19 protein-coding genes are annotated in these 14,243 nt (G+C 46.7%); 3 read left to right on the top strand and 16 right to left on the bottom strand.

The features are described 5' to 3' along the window. Positions 1-63 precede the first annotated feature (63 nt). The 8 genes from KNQ07_RS01375 to KNQ07_RS01340 all read right to left on the bottom strand — a co-directional run bounded on the left by KNQ07_RS01375 (position 64) and on the right by KNQ07_RS01340 (position 7,290). Positions 64-2,202 (bottom strand): penicillin-binding protein, encoded by a 2,139-nt coding sequence (locus KNQ07_RS01375; protein ID WP_214763674.1) that lies wholly within the window; start codon positions 2,200-2,202, stop codon positions 64-66. Further along, positions 2,199-2,585, bottom strand: a complete 387-nt coding sequence (gene ftsL, locus KNQ07_RS01370; RefSeq protein ID WP_012370836.1) for a cell division protein FtsL — start codon at positions 2,583-2,585, stop codon at positions 2,199-2,201. Before ftsL ends, KNQ07_RS01375 begins: the two co-directional genes overlap by 4 nt. Positions 2,586-2,598: 13 nt before the next feature. Continuing rightward, positions 2,599-3,537: a 16S rRNA (cytosine(1402)-N(4))-methyltransferase RsmH gene (gene rsmH / locus KNQ07_RS01365; protein WP_214763670.1), complete on the bottom strand. Its 939-nt coding sequence runs from the start codon at positions 3,535-3,537 to the stop codon at positions 2,599-2,601. 160 nt (positions 3,538-3,697) lie between these two features. Further along, a complete protein-coding gene (gene bshC / locus KNQ07_RS01360; protein ID WP_214763664.1) occupies positions 3,698-5,257 on the bottom strand; it encodes a bacillithiol biosynthesis cysteine-adding enzyme BshC in 1,560 nt (519 codons plus the stop codon). A 25-nt stretch (positions 5,258-5,282) separates the two neighbouring features. Then, entirely contained in the window at positions 5,283-5,639 is a 357-nt protein-coding gene (locus KNQ07_RS01355) for a DUF3397 domain-containing protein (RefSeq protein ID WP_012370839.1), read from the bottom strand. Further along, the gene (locus KNQ07_RS01350; protein WP_214763662.1) at positions 5,636-6,457 is read right to left on the bottom strand and encodes a ketopantoate reductase family protein; all 822 of its coding nucleotides are present in this window, start codon (positions 6,455-6,457) and stop codon (positions 5,636-5,638) included. Before KNQ07_RS01350 ends, KNQ07_RS01355 begins: the two co-directional genes overlap by 4 nt. 87 nt (positions 6,458-6,544) lie before the next feature. Continuing rightward, positions 6,545-6,718: a 50S ribosomal protein L32 gene (gene rpmF / locus KNQ07_RS01345; RefSeq protein WP_012370841.1), complete on the bottom strand. Its 174-nt coding sequence runs from the start codon at positions 6,716-6,718 to the stop codon at positions 6,545-6,547. 47 nt (positions 6,719-6,765) lie between these two features. Then, the gene (locus KNQ07_RS01340; RefSeq protein ID WP_012370842.1) at positions 6,766-7,290 is read right to left on the bottom strand and encodes a YceD family protein; all 525 of its coding nucleotides are present in this window, start codon (positions 7,288-7,290) and stop codon (positions 6,766-6,768) included. Positions 7,291-7,445: 155 nt separating this feature from the next. On the opposite strand from KNQ07_RS01340, the gene KNQ07_RS01335 reads away from it, so the two are divergent. Next, positions 7,446-8,597 (top strand): tRNA(Met) cytidine acetate ligase, encoded by a 1,152-nt coding sequence (locus KNQ07_RS01335; protein ID WP_214763659.1) that lies wholly within the window; start codon positions 7,446-7,448, stop codon positions 8,595-8,597. On the opposite strand, the gene KNQ07_RS01330 is transcribed toward KNQ07_RS01335, so the two are convergent. Genes KNQ07_RS01330 through KNQ07_RS01310 form a run of 5 tightly spaced genes read right to left on the bottom strand, consistent with a single transcriptional unit; the run spans position 8,570 to position 11,403 of the window. After that, positions 8,570-9,568, bottom strand: coding sequence for a SepM family pheromone-processing serine protease (locus KNQ07_RS01330; RefSeq protein WP_214763654.1), 999 nt, complete (start codon positions 9,566-9,568; stop codon positions 8,570-8,572). The genes KNQ07_RS01335 and KNQ07_RS01330 overlap by 28 nt on opposite strands. Further along, entirely contained in the window at positions 9,565-10,059 is a 495-nt protein-coding gene (gene coaD, locus KNQ07_RS01325) for a pantetheine-phosphate adenylyltransferase (RefSeq protein WP_012370845.1), read from the bottom strand. Before coaD ends, KNQ07_RS01330 begins: the two co-directional genes overlap by 4 nt. Further along, positions 10,056-10,625, bottom strand: a complete 570-nt coding sequence (gene rsmD / locus KNQ07_RS01320) for a 16S rRNA (guanine(966)-N(2))-methyltransferase RsmD (protein ID WP_214763653.1) — start codon at positions 10,623-10,625, stop codon at positions 10,056-10,058. Before rsmD ends, coaD begins: the two co-directional genes overlap by 4 nt. A gap of 54 nt (positions 10,626-10,679) precedes the next feature. After that, positions 10,680-10,937, bottom strand: a complete 258-nt coding sequence (locus KNQ07_RS16210; RefSeq protein WP_214763652.1) for a YlbG family protein — start codon at positions 10,935-10,937, stop codon at positions 10,680-10,682. A gap of 25 nt (positions 10,938-10,962) precedes the next feature. Continuing rightward, the gene (locus KNQ07_RS01310) at positions 10,963-11,403 is read right to left on the bottom strand and encodes a YlbF/YmcA family competence regulator (RefSeq protein ID WP_012370848.1); all 441 of its coding nucleotides are present in this window, start codon (positions 11,401-11,403) and stop codon (positions 10,963-10,965) included. 101 nt (positions 11,404-11,504) lie between these two features. On the opposite strand from KNQ07_RS01310, the gene KNQ07_RS01305 reads away from it, so the two are divergent. Both KNQ07_RS01305 and KNQ07_RS01300 read left to right on the top strand, forming a co-directional pair. Beyond that, positions 11,505-12,272 carry an ATP-grasp domain-containing protein gene (locus KNQ07_RS01305; RefSeq protein ID WP_234944529.1) on the top strand — a complete coding sequence of 256 codons (768 nt, stop codon included), beginning with the start codon at positions 11,505-11,507 and terminating at the stop codon, positions 12,270-12,272. A 110-nt stretch (positions 12,273-12,382) separates the two neighbouring features. Next, a complete protein-coding gene (locus KNQ07_RS01300; protein ID WP_012370850.1) occupies positions 12,383-12,733 on the top strand; it encodes a YugN family protein in 351 nt (116 codons plus the stop codon). 146 nt (positions 12,734-12,879) lie between these two features. Here the strand turns inward: KNQ07_RS01300 and KNQ07_RS01295 are convergent, their stop codons facing one another. Genes KNQ07_RS01295 through KNQ07_RS01285 form a run of 3 tightly spaced genes read right to left on the bottom strand, consistent with a single transcriptional unit; the run spans position 12,880 to position 14,225 of the window. Continuing rightward, complete coding sequence (locus tag KNQ07_RS01295; RefSeq protein ID WP_012370851.1) at positions 12,880-13,137, bottom strand: hypothetical protein; 258 nt, start codon at positions 13,135-13,137, stop codon at positions 12,880-12,882. An 8-nt stretch (positions 13,138-13,145) separates the two neighbouring features. Then, complete coding sequence (locus KNQ07_RS01290) at positions 13,146-13,751, bottom strand: SCO family protein (RefSeq protein ID WP_114595415.1); 606 nt, start codon at positions 13,749-13,751, stop codon at positions 13,146-13,148. Positions 13,752-13,763: 12 nt separating this feature from the next. Next, positions 13,764-14,225: a DUF420 domain-containing protein gene (locus KNQ07_RS01285; protein ID WP_012370853.1), complete on the bottom strand. Its 462-nt coding sequence runs from the start codon at positions 14,223-14,225 to the stop codon at positions 13,764-13,766. Positions 14,226-14,243: the final 18 nt, after the last annotated feature.

The raw sequence follows: 14,243 nt of genomic DNA, 5'->3' as shown, positions 1-14,243 counted from the left end.
GAAGTCAACGAATGACTCCGGTCCGTCCTCGTTTCACTGCAGAAATCAGGAGACCGCTGTTTCTTACTCTTTTGGTTCAGCGAGTTCCACCGTCAGCTTTCCATTTTCTTTCACTAGTGTACCAGTTCGCGCCGATTGTTTGGTTACAAAACCTTTACCAATCACGTCTAACTTTAAATTATAGAGACTGACAAGCTTTTTGACATCCCGTTGTGACCACCCGGTGATATCAGGCATCTTAAACGTCCGTCCTGTTTTGAAGAGGACACGTTCCCCGCTGACGAATTCCTGTCCGCGGGTCGGAATTTGGGAGACGACTTCGACCCCGTCACCTAACACGACCGGTACGGCACCTTGCTCTTTCGCCATCTCTTCCGCCTGATTCATACTTTTCCCGATGTAGCTCGGAATGATTTTCGCTTTGACATCCACCGACTCTTTTTGAGTCGCCGGTTTAATGCTTCGATACTGTAATGCTGTATTCATAACACTTTTGAAGACAGGACTCATGATGCTTGGACCGGAAACCGACGATTCATTTTTCGACGGCCGATCGACCGCGATATACATGATCAATTCCGGATCATCCTTTGGCGCCATTCCGATAAAGGAGTGGATGAACTGCCCTTGGATGTATTTCCCGTTCTCGGAAATCTGGGCCGTCCCTGTTTTCCCGATGACACGGTAATCTTTCAGCTTGTACATCTGTCCGGTTCCGATTTTACTGTTGACGACACCGTCCAGTGCTTCCCGGGTCGCTTTTGCCGCTTCCGCGGAAATCGGTTTTCCGACTACTTCTGTCTTGGCTTTATACGGCGCTTTGTCCGTATGGTCCGCTTTTTGGATAATATGCGGTTTGACCATTTCACCGTCTCCGGCAATCGCTGTCGCCCCTTGGAGAATTTGCATCGGCGTTACCGCCGTCGATTGTCCCCACGATGTAATCAGCGTATTCAGCGGTTTTGACAGATCAGATTGACTGTTTACTTCACCCGAGATATCTATACCCGTTTTTTGATCGAAATGAAACTTCTTGAAATAGTCTTTATAGCGCTCGATTCCAAGCTTTTCAGCCGTCAGAATCGAGAACATGACATTTGAGGAGTGATAAACCCCTTCAATCATCGGAATCGTTCCCCAGCCGACATCATTGTAGTCTTTAATGACGGTCCCCTTGTAATTGTAACTTCCTGATTTATAAGGTTCGTTCGGACGGAAGACCCCTGCATCGATGGCAGCAGCCAACGTGAAAATCTTCATCGTCGATCCGGGTTCAAATCGAGACGAGACGGCAAAGTTCGTAAAATCCGTCATATCACGTAAATTCGGGTTAAATGACGGACGATCCGTCATTGCCAAAATTTCACCTGTTTTGGCGTCCATGACGATTCCGGTCGCATTTTTCGGTTTGTATTCGTTGTACATCTTCTGCATCTGCTTCTCAAGCGCCTGCTGAATCCGGTGATCAATCGTCAGATACAGATTGGATCCGTCTTTCGGCTCATTTGAGATTTTTGACGTACCTTGAACCAACTCTCCGCCACTGCGATCTTTTTCAAAGACACGGGAGCCAAACGATTCACGTAAGGCCTCATCGTATTGTTTTTCGATGCCCATCTGTCCTTTTAAGACAACCCGCCCGTTATCTTCTGTAATTTTTTGGACGAATCCTAGCGTATCCGACAGGAAAATTCCGTTCGGATAATAGCGTTTCGGTTCCTCGATTAATCGAATTCCGGGCAACTTCAACCGATCGATCTGTTCTTTCTGATCAACCGTCAAGTCATTCCCTTTTTTACCGAATTCGATTTGAGACCGATCTTTATTTTCAATCAGATACGTTTCCAGCTCTTTCACCGACATGCCTAAAATCGGCGCCAGTCCGGTCGCTGTTTTCTTGAAATCGACCACTGTCTCGTCCGGATCCTTCACTCCGCCCAACCGGTAGATTGCCACTAAGTGATAGGACGGGATGTTGATCGCAATCGGTGAACCGAGCCGGTCAAAAATTTCTCCACGTTCTGCCGATAATGTCGATTGCGACTCCCAACGTTTTTTTTCCGCGTAGACCAACATGTCTTCTCCGTGGAATTTTTTTGTCGTCGATAAGTATAAAAAGCGTGAAATGAACACCAAAAAGAGAGCAGCAAATATCAACATGACAAAGGCTACTCTCCGTCGGGATTTAGATAGTGGATTCATTTAGGAATCACCTTAATGTTCCCTTTTCGCATATCAAGACCTTGTTCTTTCGCAATCTTGTAAATGCGTTCTGGAGAGCTTAAGTTGGTCACTTCAAGTTGAAGACGTTCATTCTCTTTTTTCATCTCTTGCGTCACTTGGTTTTCTTTCGCGAGATCGCGACTGACATTGTAAGCTTCGTTATGAGCACCAATCGTCACACTGCCAAAGAGGACAATTCCGCCAATCATCGCACTGTACAAAAACTTTTCAAATGGATACAAACGATATTTTGGACGAACCGCAACACGACGTGCGATATCTTCCGTCTTACGTGGTTCTTGGATAGGTTGCTGCCGAACAGGTTCCATGGATTGCATCGGTTTACGAAGTGGTTCTGCCATTTGAATGCTCCTCTCAACTTTCCTTCATTTTTTCAACAATTCGTAATTTGGCGGAGCGTGACCGGCGATTATCATCGAGTTCATCGTCTCCTGCTGTAATCGGTTTTCTTGTCACCAGACGCAGTTCTGGTTCAAATTCTTTTGGGATCATCGGCAATCCTTGCGGAAGCTCAGGTAAAGATGACTTTTCTTTGAATGCTTGCTTACACATCCGGTCTTCGAGCGAATGGAAAGTGATGACGCATAAGCGCCCACCGACAGCGAGTAAATCAATCGCCTGATACACGGCTCGATCAAAAACATTCAGTTCGTCATTGACGGCAATCTGGATCGCTTGGAACGTCCGCTTGGCCGGATGCCCTCCTTTACGGCGGGCTGGTGCCGGAATCGCATCTTTGATTAACTCGACCAGTTCAAATGTCGTTTCAATCGGTGCAATCTCACGTGCCTTCTCAATCTTGCGGGCAATCTGTTTGGAGAACTTTTCTTCCCCATATGTAAACAAAATCCGAACAAGATCGTTATACGGCCACTCATTGACGACTTCATACGCAGACAGCGGTGACGTTTGGTCCATTCGCATATCCAGTCGGGCGTCAAAGTTGTAGCTGAATCCACGTTCGCCTTCGTCTAGTTGTGGAGAAGATACGCCGAGATCAAATAAAATCCCGTCCACTTTTGTTACGGATCGTGCTTCTAATTCCTCTTTTAAATGTACGAAATTACTTTTTATTAAAGTAAAGCGACCTTCATACGCCGCGAGACGTTCTGCTGCATGTGCCAGTGCGACATCGTCCTGATCAAACGCGTACAGATGTCCTGTCGTCAACTGCTTGACGATTTCTTCACTGTGTCCTGCTCCACCCAACGTACAATCGACATAAATCCCGTCAGGTTTGATATTCAGCCCTTTAATGGACTCCCATTTTAATACTGTTTCATGCTCAAACATGTGCTGCCTCACCTTTCACTGTCCAAACTGGACGTTACTCTTTTTCAATGTATCATATTCTTTCTTGAAAACGTTACGAAAATGAGACAGTTTCCTTGATTTTTTGAACTTTTGTGTATCTTTCGTTAAAAAAACAAAAAAACCTGCTTATTTCGCAGGTTTAGAGCATAATTTTCAATTGTTCCGCCTCGGTTTGTTCATAGTGCATCCGTAAGGTCTGAACTAAATTCAAACCGTATCGGTTCAGCCAAGGCAATATCGAATGAATCCGTTCCTGCGGTGCATGATCGGGTGCCAACTGATACTGCAAGGCGCGGTCCGAACGATTCGCCTGTTCATGGAGACGCCGCTTTTGATCGACGATCGTCTCTACGGCAAGTTGAAGCTGTTTGTTCAGTTTCGTTGCGACAGCCGTCGTACGTAACTCCTGTTGTTCGATCCGCGTGACTTCCTCGACCAGGACTGTTCCTAAGAGGGTTGCGTCATGCAAATGCCGTTTTATTGCCGCCGCGTCAAATGGTGCGAGCGGCACGCCTGTATGAAGCACTTGTTCGAGACTCAGACCATGACGCCGAAGTCCTTTCTCGTCCCGTGCCTGTAACATGACGGCTCCCATCCGTGGGATCAGCACCGGCATCGTCCAATCGAAATGATGGAACAACGGGCGTAATCTTGTCCAGTATGCAATTTCTCCCGGTCCTCCGATGTAAGCAAGTGTCGGGAATAAGTAATCCTGCATCAACGGACGTGTGACGACACTGTTTGAAAAACGTTCCGGACTTGCATACAGTAATGCCAACAGCTCAAGCTCCGTATAGGTCTTCCCTTGTTTCGTCACAAAATCTTGTCCCGGATACAATAAATCACGTCCGATGTCCTCCACAAACAGATGGGCTGCTTCTTCGTTTAAAAAGGTATCCGGCAATTCGGTTGTTTCTTGGATGCCTTTCGATAACGCTTGCCGGATTTCAGCATTGTCCTGAATCAGTCGTTCGAAAAACGGAATTTCAAGCTGGCGGACTGCTTCCGTATCTGCATCAAAAAAGATGATATCGTGATCGACAAGTTCTCCCAGGAACGAAGCAAAAAACTCTCCGTATGTCGTACTCGATTCGATTAACCGGTCCGACAGTGCCAGTAACTCTTTTGTATACGGTGTTTCCTGTTCGGTACATAGTGCCTGACGAACGATTTCATTGACGGCCGTCTGGTCAAATGCCAGCCGACTGACGGAACGCGAAATCGAATCCGGTGCTTGGATTGCCAGTTTCCGTGTCCGGAAATCATGTGTCGGTACAATCAGATGATTGATTTCATCAAAATCATGGTCTTCGGTTGCGAGCCAGAAAATTGGGAGAACCGGACGATTCAGCAGTTCTTCCGTTTGGCGCGCAACCTTTAGACAGGTCAGCAATTTATAAACGGCATACATCGGACCGCCGAAGATTCCCGTTTGCTGACCGGTGATCACGACTTGCGCCTCACCTGTCCGCAACAGTTCAAGACGTTCCTTCAGGCTGTCGTTCAGCCGGGGGTTTTGCCGCATCAATTCATCGACAAGCGCATTCAGATGCGGATACTGCCTTTCTTGCAACAGGCCGCTTCTTGCCTGCATTCCTTCTGTTCCAATATGATCAACGTATTTCGAAAATTCTTGACGGGAAGCTTTCTGCATCAATGAATCTTCATCATACAAGGCGTCAAATGATTGTACCTTCAAACAAAATCCCTTCTTTCTGACAAAATCAATGAATGAACAGTTGTTGAATTCCGATTCCAAACAGCGTCAACTGAACCGGAAGAGCAATCAAGATCGTAATCCGCCAACTGTGTCGAATCATCTGTATATAATCCACATCCACCTTTTTGATCCGTTGCCATAAGGCATTGACTGCAAAAATCAAGAGGACGGCGATTAACAGCCACCCTAAATAATTTTGACCGGTCAGGGCAATCAAGGCGACGTGAATTCCATACAATACGATGAATGTACCTAAATCAAGCGCCAACCGGACTGCTTTTCCGTGTTGGCGAAAGACCATCAAAAAAATAAGGTATAAGCTAACTAAGCTGAAGATTGGAAAAATAATAAACCACGTCACATCGAATCCCCTCTTTTTTCCTGAGATTTAATCTGATTAAAATAAAAAGTCAGTAAGGGTGTCGGATTCACCGCGTGTTCCAGGACAAAACCGACAATCGGCTCAATTTCTGTTTGTCTTCCCTGCTCTATATCTTGAAGCATCGACGAACGATTCAGCGCGGTTCGTCTGATGACCTGTTCGATTTCTTCATAGCTGATCGGATGCTCCGGAAAGACGTTCCGCAACTCTTCAAAAATACCGTGTGCCTTTTCAGCGTAAGGTGCTTCCAGTAATTGACCGTTCGTAATCCGGTAATAGGCAGTTAATGGATTGATGACGGCGTTCATGAATAATTTCGTTAACATGACCTGCGCGATGTCCGGAACATACTCAAACTGCAACGGTGTCGCCTCGAGCATCGCGACGGGTACCCGCCCGTAGCGGATCCGTCCCATTCCGGTATGTCGGACCGCGTATTGTCCCGTTCTCATGGCACCATGCTCGACGATCCCGAACAACGCCTGCGGTACTTGCTCCGCTTCTTTCACATGCCCCATCCCGTTCTGTAAGAACATGACCGGCATCTTTCCGTTCGTCAGATAAGGCATCACACTTTTTATATCATACGACTTTGTCGTCACGAACACCAAGTCTTGTGACTCGAATTGTTCAAGCGGCCGCACCTCTACAGGTCGGCTGACTTGATTATCCCGGAGGATCTTGATTTCATGACCTGTCGTTTGTCTCGTATAGAGTGTCACACTGTGCTGTTCTGCAAGGTAGGACGCGATTAATAATCCAATCGATCCGGCACCGATGATTCCTACTTGACTCATCTGTCCACGCTCCTTCTTTCATCAAAAAAAGCGACCTGTCAAACCGATTGCTCGATTCTAGGGTCGCTTTTATACCGATCATTCAGCTTACTTGCTGACGATTTCTTTACCTTTGTACGAGCCACATGCTTTACAAACGCGGTGTGAAAGTTTCATTTCACCACAGTTTGGGCACTCGACCATACCTGGTACACGGAGTTTGAAATGAGTACGGCGAAGACGTTTGCGTGTTTTCGACGTTCTGCGGAATGGTACTGCCATCGTTGTCCACCTCCTTGAAAAAATACACTCGTCTTTTCATGAAAAGATTAGGAATCCTGATCTTTTTTAAAGAACTGAGCGAGACCCGCAAGTCGCGGATCAATTTTTGGTTCAGCTTCTTCTGGCGCTTCTTCAGAGAGAACCGTCCAGCCTTCCCCTTGAACCAACTGATTTTCTTCATCATCCCCATGCACTTGCACTGGCACATGAAGTAAAATCAATTCTTGCACGAGTGGTTGAAGATCAACCGTATTCCCGTTCGGTAAGTTGATGTCGTCCGAATCACTCGGAACAGCATCAACCTCGAGCAGGAACGACTCGATGGATTCAATCTCGAACGGGTACGCGACGTCACTCAGCGTCCGGGCATCCGGAAGCGTCATTTCACCTGTAATCCGGAGATTGAATATTAATTGATTCGATGTAAACGATGCATTTGCACGAACGTGCACAGGTTGCACCGCCCGGATATCCGGATGGAGGGCGATAAGCTCAGGAAGCTCAATCGTCTCGTTAACCTGAAGTTGACCCAGATTGCGCAATTTATTCAATTGCATCAGGGACCATTTCATCCGAATCACCTCAATTGCAACAATATGAATTATAGAGAGGACATCTTGTTTTGTCAATGTTTTTTCTTTACACTGAAATCGCTAGAGAACGAACACTTTTGGACGTCTTCATCCATATTACCGCACTTAATTCGGTTTGCAAAGGAGAAAGTTTCATGAGAATGACTGCAATTATTTCTGAGTACAATCCGTTTCACAATGGACACCTTTATCAAGCAAAAATCGCACGTCAAGAAACAGGCGCTGATTTGATTGTCGCCATCATGAGCGGAACGTTCACACAGCGCGGTGAACCGGCTTTTACAGACAAATGGACCCGGGCGCAGGCGGCTGTCGCGAGCGGCGAAATCGATCTCGTCCTCGAACTTCCATTTTATTTCGCCGTCCAACGGGCCGACCGGTTCGCCCTCGGGGGAGTCACGATTGCCGAGACGATCGGTGCGGAAAGTTTATCGTTCGGGAGTGAATGCGGTCAATTGGAGCCGTTCATCGAGGCTGCTGCCGAAAACCAGGAAGCGACTCCGCGTTATCAAGAACTGATGCAGGAAGGGTTAGCCCGTGGATTATCGTCTGCAACAGCCGCCAGTCAAGCATTCCGGGAGATGACGACGACACTGGACTTGACGACACCAAATAATACACTCGGATATTATTACGCCCGGGCTGCCTCGACGATCACCTTGCACACGACAAAACGCATCGGGAGCGGCTACCATGATCTTTCCACTGGTGACATCATGAGTGCCACGGCAATCCGTGCTTATCACGCAACGCATCACTCATTGATCGGTTTACCGGAACTGACCGCTGAGACGTTGCGGAATGCGGTCTTTGCTTCATTCGAGCCCTACTATCCTTTTATCCGCCACCGCCTTCTGACAACCCCTCTCGATGATTTAATGCAATTTAACGGGATCGATTCCTCTTTGGCCCCGCGCTTGATTGAAGGAGCACGTAAAAACGAGACGTTCGATAACTTCATGACGGCTGTTAAAACACGTCGTTACACCCGGACCAGCCTGCAGCGTGTCCTGATCTACCTGTTGACGTCATCTAAATCAAGCGAGTTCGAAAATATCGCATTCGACCGGATCGACTACGTCCGTCCATTGGCCTTCAATGACAAAGGACGTCTCGCCTTACGCGAAATCAAACAGCGTATTCCGGTCATTTCGACATTCGAGAAACATCCCTGGCTCATCAAAGAAAGCCAAGTCACAGCAGCATACGCTGTGCCCTTGGCTCGTTATGACAGGCTTGAAGAACATCGCCGCTTCGCTCATTTTGCCGGCAGTGTTTCCAAATAATCCAGTGCATCTTCCACTGTCTTGATCGGGACGAGTTTCATACTCGTCTCGATTTTTTGGATTGACGGTTTTGCTTCTTTGTAATTTTCACCCGCCGGGACAAACATGATTTCTGCATCGGCTTCGTCTGCCGCGACAACTTTTTGCCACGCTCCGCCGATCGGACCGACTTTTCCGCCCTCTTCAATCGTACCGGTTCCGGCAATTTTATATCCTTTGGCTAAATCGCCTTTCGTCAGTTGATCATAAATTTCGAGCGTGAACATCATTCCGGCCGATGGACCGCCGACATCCTTGACGTTAAAATCGACTTCCGGATCTGTCTTTACGGAAGATATCGGAAGCGGCTCATAAATTCCCAGTCCGACCCGCTCCGATCCCTTTGTCAGCTGACTGACGGTAATGCTCGTCTGTCGTTGTTTTTTGTTTCGTAGGTATGTCAGCTTTACTTTCGTTCCTGCTTTTTTGCTGCTGATCGTTTTCATGAAACTGCCCAACGAAGTAATCGCTTTATCGCCAACCGTCGTAATCTGATCCCCGGCTTTTAACTTCCCATCTGCCGGACCATCCGGAATGATTCCCGAGACATAAATCCCCTTGAAATCGACCGTCGCTTTTTTCCCTGCAAGTTCATACCCTTCAATCGTCGCGTTATGTTGGGCTTCTTCCATGTAAAGCTTCTGACGTTTCTCATACTGCGCATCCGACTCGCCGTCATATAGATAGTCACTGACGCTCGAACGGTCCGCAAACGGCAGAAACAGGCTCTCTACGAGAAAATAGGGTGTCGCCCGCCGCTGGGCAATCGTCAGCATCATCAGGTCACCCGGTTCTTTTGTCGCCCCTTTGACGTCAATCAGCTGCTCTGTCGATGTCGCGTCCCCGGGATAGGAAATGAAATACGGAAGCGGAACAAAAAAAGCAATCATCGCTGCGAGAACAGCAGCCAGTGCCGGTTTCCAAGCCTTCATCTTAATTCTCCTTCGCTGTATTTATGACGTAATGCTTCTTCGACGGCAGGAGGCACGAGACCGGCAACCGATGCTCCGTATTTGGCTGCTTCCTTGACGATCGATGAACTTAAAAATGAATACTGGTTGTTCGTCATCATAAATAACGTCTCGATTTGATCATTCATTTTTTTATTGATGGACGCGACTTGCATCTCATACTCGAAATCCGACACGGCGCGCAAGCCACGGACGATGACATCCGCTCCGACCGTCGAAGCATAATCAACAAGTAGCCCGTTAAAAGCATCGACTTTGATATGGGGTAAATGTTCCGTCACTTCTGAAATCAGCTCCATCCGTTCCTGAACTGAAAACAACGGTTGCTTGGAGGAATTGTTTAATACGGCAACGATGATTTCGTCAAAAATCGGCGCTGCTCGTTCAATGATATCAAGATGCCCGTTCGTGATGGGATCAAAACTCCCGGGACAGATAGCGATTCGTTTCATGCTTGTTCCTCCAGTTCTGTAAATTCATACAATGTAATCGAGATGACCGTAGAATACTGCAGCCGTCTGATGACCTGCAAACGGCCGATGACATCCGGTAACTCCGTTTCTGATCCATGTTCACAAACAATAACGCCGTTGTCCGTCAGCATGTCATGTTGCTCTATGTAGGCCACTTGCTCGGCGAGTTGCTCCTTCGCATACGGGGGGTCGAGAAAAATCAATTTAAAGGGCGATTCGCCCGCCAGTTCCGCCAAGGCCACCGTCACGTCTTTTTTTAAGACACGGCTCCGCTCCGTCAAACGTGTTGTTTGTAAATTTTCTTTAATCGTTTGAACCGCTTTAAAATGTTGATCGACAAAAACAGCTTCATCGCATCCCCGGGATAAAGCTTCGATTCCGAGACCTCCGCTTCCTGCAAATAAATCAAGCGCCTTCCCTCCGTCAAAATACGGTCCGATGACATTGAATAAGGATTCCTTGACTTTATCTGTCGTCGGTCGTGTCTGATCTCCCGGAACCGCTTTGATTCGTGTACCTTTTCGTTCTCCTGATATGACCCGCATGCCTTCTCATCCTTTCAAAAAAGAGCGACGAGGATGACCTCATCGCTCTACCTGTTAGACTTCTTCTTGTATCTTACCTTTTTTATTCGCATACGTTTCGCTGATGAACGGCCGTTCTGATCGAATGACGATCTCGACAAACGGCAGTTCCGTAATCCGTTCAACTATCTGTTCATGCCGTTCCAAATCAACGTATAGGAAAACGTACCGTTCCCGTTTTGAAGTGAAATAGACATTTCCGAACCGACGCAATTGACGTGAGGCCTTCAACGCATTGACATAGACGATAAGTCCGATTCGATCCTTGATCACACACCGTTCCTCCCTTGTGTCGTTCTTAACCGCTACAGCTGCAGCTTCCGCCAGTCGAACACCCGCCTGCGCATCCCTGATCGAAAAATGGATTTCCGGTCGGTACTTTGATTTGAGGAGAGACTTGTCCGGCCAGGACGAGACTGACTTGTCCGAGGAGCGTTTCCAATTGCTTCTCCGCCTTCTTAAACTGTGCGACTTCTTCCTGTAAATCAAGCGCACGTTTAATTTCATGCACTTTTTTTGTGATGGTTTGATAGTCCGGATGATACCGGCCAAATCGTTGCACCAATTCGTATTCTTCCTTAATGCGGTTAAAATCACGAATGACGTCCTGTGCTTGTCTTGAGTTTGCACGTGCCTGTTTTGCTAATCTATATGCTTGACCTGTTTCGCTTTGCGAGAGAGAGTATGCAAGGTCTTCCGCTGCGTTGATGAGGTCGATTGTTTTATCTGAATAAATCACAACGAATCTCCTCCTTAACTTAACCATCATATCATAACATTTATCTCGCTCCTAGCACGCTGAATTGTGTATAATTTGTTCAGAAGGAAGGAATGAATTGTATGCAATTTTTATCATTTAACATGTTCCGGACGATTGGTATCAAAACCGAGCATGCGAAGTCGGATTATCATTTTGATTCATTAAATAAAATCGCCCAGGCAGATGTTATCTTGTTTCCGGAATATTGGCAGATCCATTCTATTATCTACGGAATGAAAAAACCGATTTTCCCGTCAGCGGCAACATTCCATTTAGGGCACGATAAAATCGAAATGACACGGATTTTCAAAACCGTTATTCCCGACAATATTCCCCGGACAGAAATTTACGGAAAAAACGAATTCACGATTTCCCGTGTGCTCGATCAGTTCAGTTTTCCGTTCGTCGCCAAGACCGTCCGCAGTTCCATGGGTCAAGGCGTCCATCTGATCAAAAATGACGCGGACTGGGATAAATACGTGGCGCAACATGATACGTTTTATGTACAGGAATATATTCCGAATGAAAAGGATTTACGTGTCGTCGTCGTCGGCGATCAGGTTCTCGCTGCTTATTGGCGGGTCGGCGGTACCGAGTTTTTGAATAACGTCGCTCAAGGGGGTGTCCTTGATTTCGAGAACATTCCACAGGAGGCACTTGATTTTGTGCTGACTCTCGCCAAGCAACTCGATATCGATCATGCCGGATTTGATCTCATTTTCCGAGACGGTCATATTTATGTGCTTGAATTTAACGTTTTCTTCGGCGGAGAAGGATTAAATCACCTCGGCATCCATGCACCGGATACGATTCTTGAATACGTTGAGCGAAAATACGGAAGTTCATGAATTCTTCAAATTGACTTCACAACTTTTTCTTTATCGGTAGTTTCATTATGGTATGATAGCTTGGAAAGACTAGTGTACACTAGCAAACTGGGGTATAGGGGGATTCACACATGAAGTTTGAACAGTTCGGAATCGAAAATAAGGAAATGAAGTTCGGGTTACTCGAAACGATTATGGCGCATCACCGTTTCGTCCGCGAAGGACAATGGGATTATGAGCGTGCCATGTATGACATGAAATACGAAAAACAATCGACGGGCGAGGTATTTTACCTCCGTATTCCGGTCTATGCCATCCAAGGTGAGATCGAAGACCGTCAAGCAGTCGTTCGGATGTTGACACCGTTACTCGGAAAACATTACTATCCGCACGGCGTCGAATACGATGAGGAGTTCCCTCCTGAGATCGTCAAAGACTGCGAGCGCCGCTTAACTGCATTGCTTGAAACACTCGAAAAATAAGCACTCAACGAATCAAAATTCACCTTTCGTGGATTTTGATTTTTTTATTGCGTAACAATTATCTAAAAAGGAGGCACCTCCTCACGAATCGAGAAAGTGCCTCCTTTACTTTTTACGGATATCCCACTGAAATCGAGGAGTCCCGGTTACTTGGCTACCAACTGAAGATAGTCCAACACATCTTCCCCTAATTGGATGTTTACTTGTTCACGCAAATAGTGATACAAGTCCGGAAGCCGTGTGGCGTCGACCTGGACTTTCAAGCTGAACGAAACCGAATCTCCGGATAACCGTTTGATCCGGGCTACCGTCGCACCGAAATCAAGGACTGTACAGAGTAAAAGTTCTTCAATCGCTTGAACCGAGACCGTTACTGCGCCCGTTACTTGATACTGCTGTTCCATCACGGAATTCACTCCTTCGCAAGTTGTTTGACCGATGTCATTACTTCCTCTAAGTCGACCGGTTCGTCTGTCGTTTTTGCCATTGAAGAGATTGCCCGGACTTTATTATCCCGGTCGAGTATGAACATCTGCGTACCGTGTGTGACTAAGCCGCTTTCTGCTTTTGAATAATAGAAATTCAATTGGCGTGTCAGACGATCAATGACGACATCATCTCCCGTCAACACTTTCCAGCCTTCTGCATTTGCTTCAAAGTTCGAAGCATACTTTTTCAATACTTTTTGTGTATCTACTTTCGGATCGACCGTGACCGCGACCAGTTCGACATCTGTTCCGTACAACTCTTCCGCACGTAACTGCTTTTCGAGTTTACGGTAATCGTTTAACGTCAACGGACAGATATCCGGACAGTTCGAGTAGAAAAACGTCAGTACTTTGACTTTTCCATCTTCCGAACTAAACTGTTTCCCATCGACTGCATTCGTCAATTCAAATGGTGTCGGCTCCGCGATGACGGGTAATTTTTCTTTCATGAAGAAGTAATAATACCCGCCTGCTGCAGCTACTAAAATCAACACGACTGCGGCGACAGTCAAATAACTGTTTTTCTTCAAATCAAGACCTCCTTAATGGTTCCAGACGGCCCGGAACACATTTGTTGTCTCTCCCGGCTCGTAGACCACGTATAACAGACAGTAGACGATCACACCTGTAATCGCCGTTAAAAACCAAATGACCGATGCTTTCGGACCGATTTTACGGTGTTTTGCAAAGTTTTTCTTATAGGCAAAGAACAGAGCCATCAGTCCAAGGACACCACCTGATGTCGCGAGCAAAATGTGGAAAATCAAAAATCCTGTGTAGTACGGTTTGACCGTATCCGGTCCTCCAAACGCCGTGTTACCGAGCAGAATCGTCCGTAACGCGTACATGATGAAGAATAGTAAGGCTAATGCAGCAGCAATCGTCATCACGAATTGGTGTGCTTTCATATTTCGGCGTGTCTGCGCAATCAAAAACCAACCGATTGCGACAAAAATCGCACTGATGACAATCAACGAGACACAAATCAACGGCAAATAACTCATGTTCCAACTTCCCCCAAT

It is taken from the genome of Exiguobacterium sp. s145 (genome assembly GCF_018618835.1).
GTDB classification, from domain to species: Bacteria; Bacillota; Bacilli; order Exiguobacteriales; family Exiguobacteriaceae; genus Exiguobacterium_A; species Exiguobacterium_A artemiae.
Note: the sequence above shows the minus strand (reverse complement) of the source record. Positions and strands in the feature narration are given on the sequence as shown.

Bases quoted from the DNA above. Each gene is read 5' to 3' on its own strand.
- KNQ07_RS01375 (WP_214763674.1), bottom strand. From the start codon at position 2,202: ATGAATCCACTATCTAAATCCCGACGGAGAGTAGCCTTTGTCATGTTG.
- ftsL (WP_012370836.1), bottom strand. From the start codon at position 2,585: ATGGCAGAACCACTTCGTAAACCGATGCAATCCATGGAACCTGTTCGG.
- rsmH (WP_214763670.1), bottom strand. From the start codon at position 3,537: ATGTTTGAGCATGAAACAGTATTAAAATGGGAGTCCATTAAAGGGCTG.
- KNQ07_RS01350 (WP_214763662.1), bottom strand. From the start codon at position 6,457: ATGAGTCAAGTAGGAATCATCGGTGCCGGATCGATTGGATTATTAATC.
- rpmF (WP_012370841.1), bottom strand. From the start codon at position 6,718: ATGGCAGTACCATTCCGCAGAACGTCGAAAACACGCAAACGTCTTCGC.
- KNQ07_RS01340 (WP_012370842.1), bottom strand. From the start codon at position 7,290: ATGAAATGGTCCCTGATGCAATTGAATAAATTGCGCAATCTGGGTCAA.
- KNQ07_RS01335 (WP_214763659.1), top strand. From the start codon at position 7,446: ATGAGAATGACTGCAATTATTTCTGAGTACAATCCGTTTCACAATGGA.
- KNQ07_RS01330 (WP_214763654.1), bottom strand. From the start codon at position 9,568: ATGAAGGCTTGGAAACCGGCACTGGCTGCTGTTCTCGCAGCGATGATT.
- coaD (WP_012370845.1), bottom strand. From the start codon at position 10,059: ATGAAACGAATCGCTATCTGTCCCGGGAGTTTTGATCCCATCACGAAC.
- rsmD (WP_214763653.1), bottom strand. From the start codon at position 10,625: ATGCGGGTCATATCAGGAGAACGAAAAGGTACACGAATCAAAGCGGTT.
- KNQ07_RS01305 (WP_234944529.1), top strand. From the start codon at position 11,505: ATGCAATTTTTATCATTTAACATGTTCCGGACGATTGGTATCAAAACC.
- KNQ07_RS01300 (WP_012370850.1), top strand. From the start codon at position 12,383: ATGAAGTTTGAACAGTTCGGAATCGAAAATAAGGAAATGAAGTTCGGG.
- KNQ07_RS01295 (WP_012370851.1), bottom strand. From the start codon at position 13,137: ATGGAACAGCAGTATCAAGTAACGGGCGCAGTAACGGTCTCGGTTCAA.
- KNQ07_RS01285 (WP_012370853.1), bottom strand. From the start codon at position 14,225: ATGAGTTATTTGCCGTTGATTTGTGTCTCGTTGATTGTCATCAGTGCG.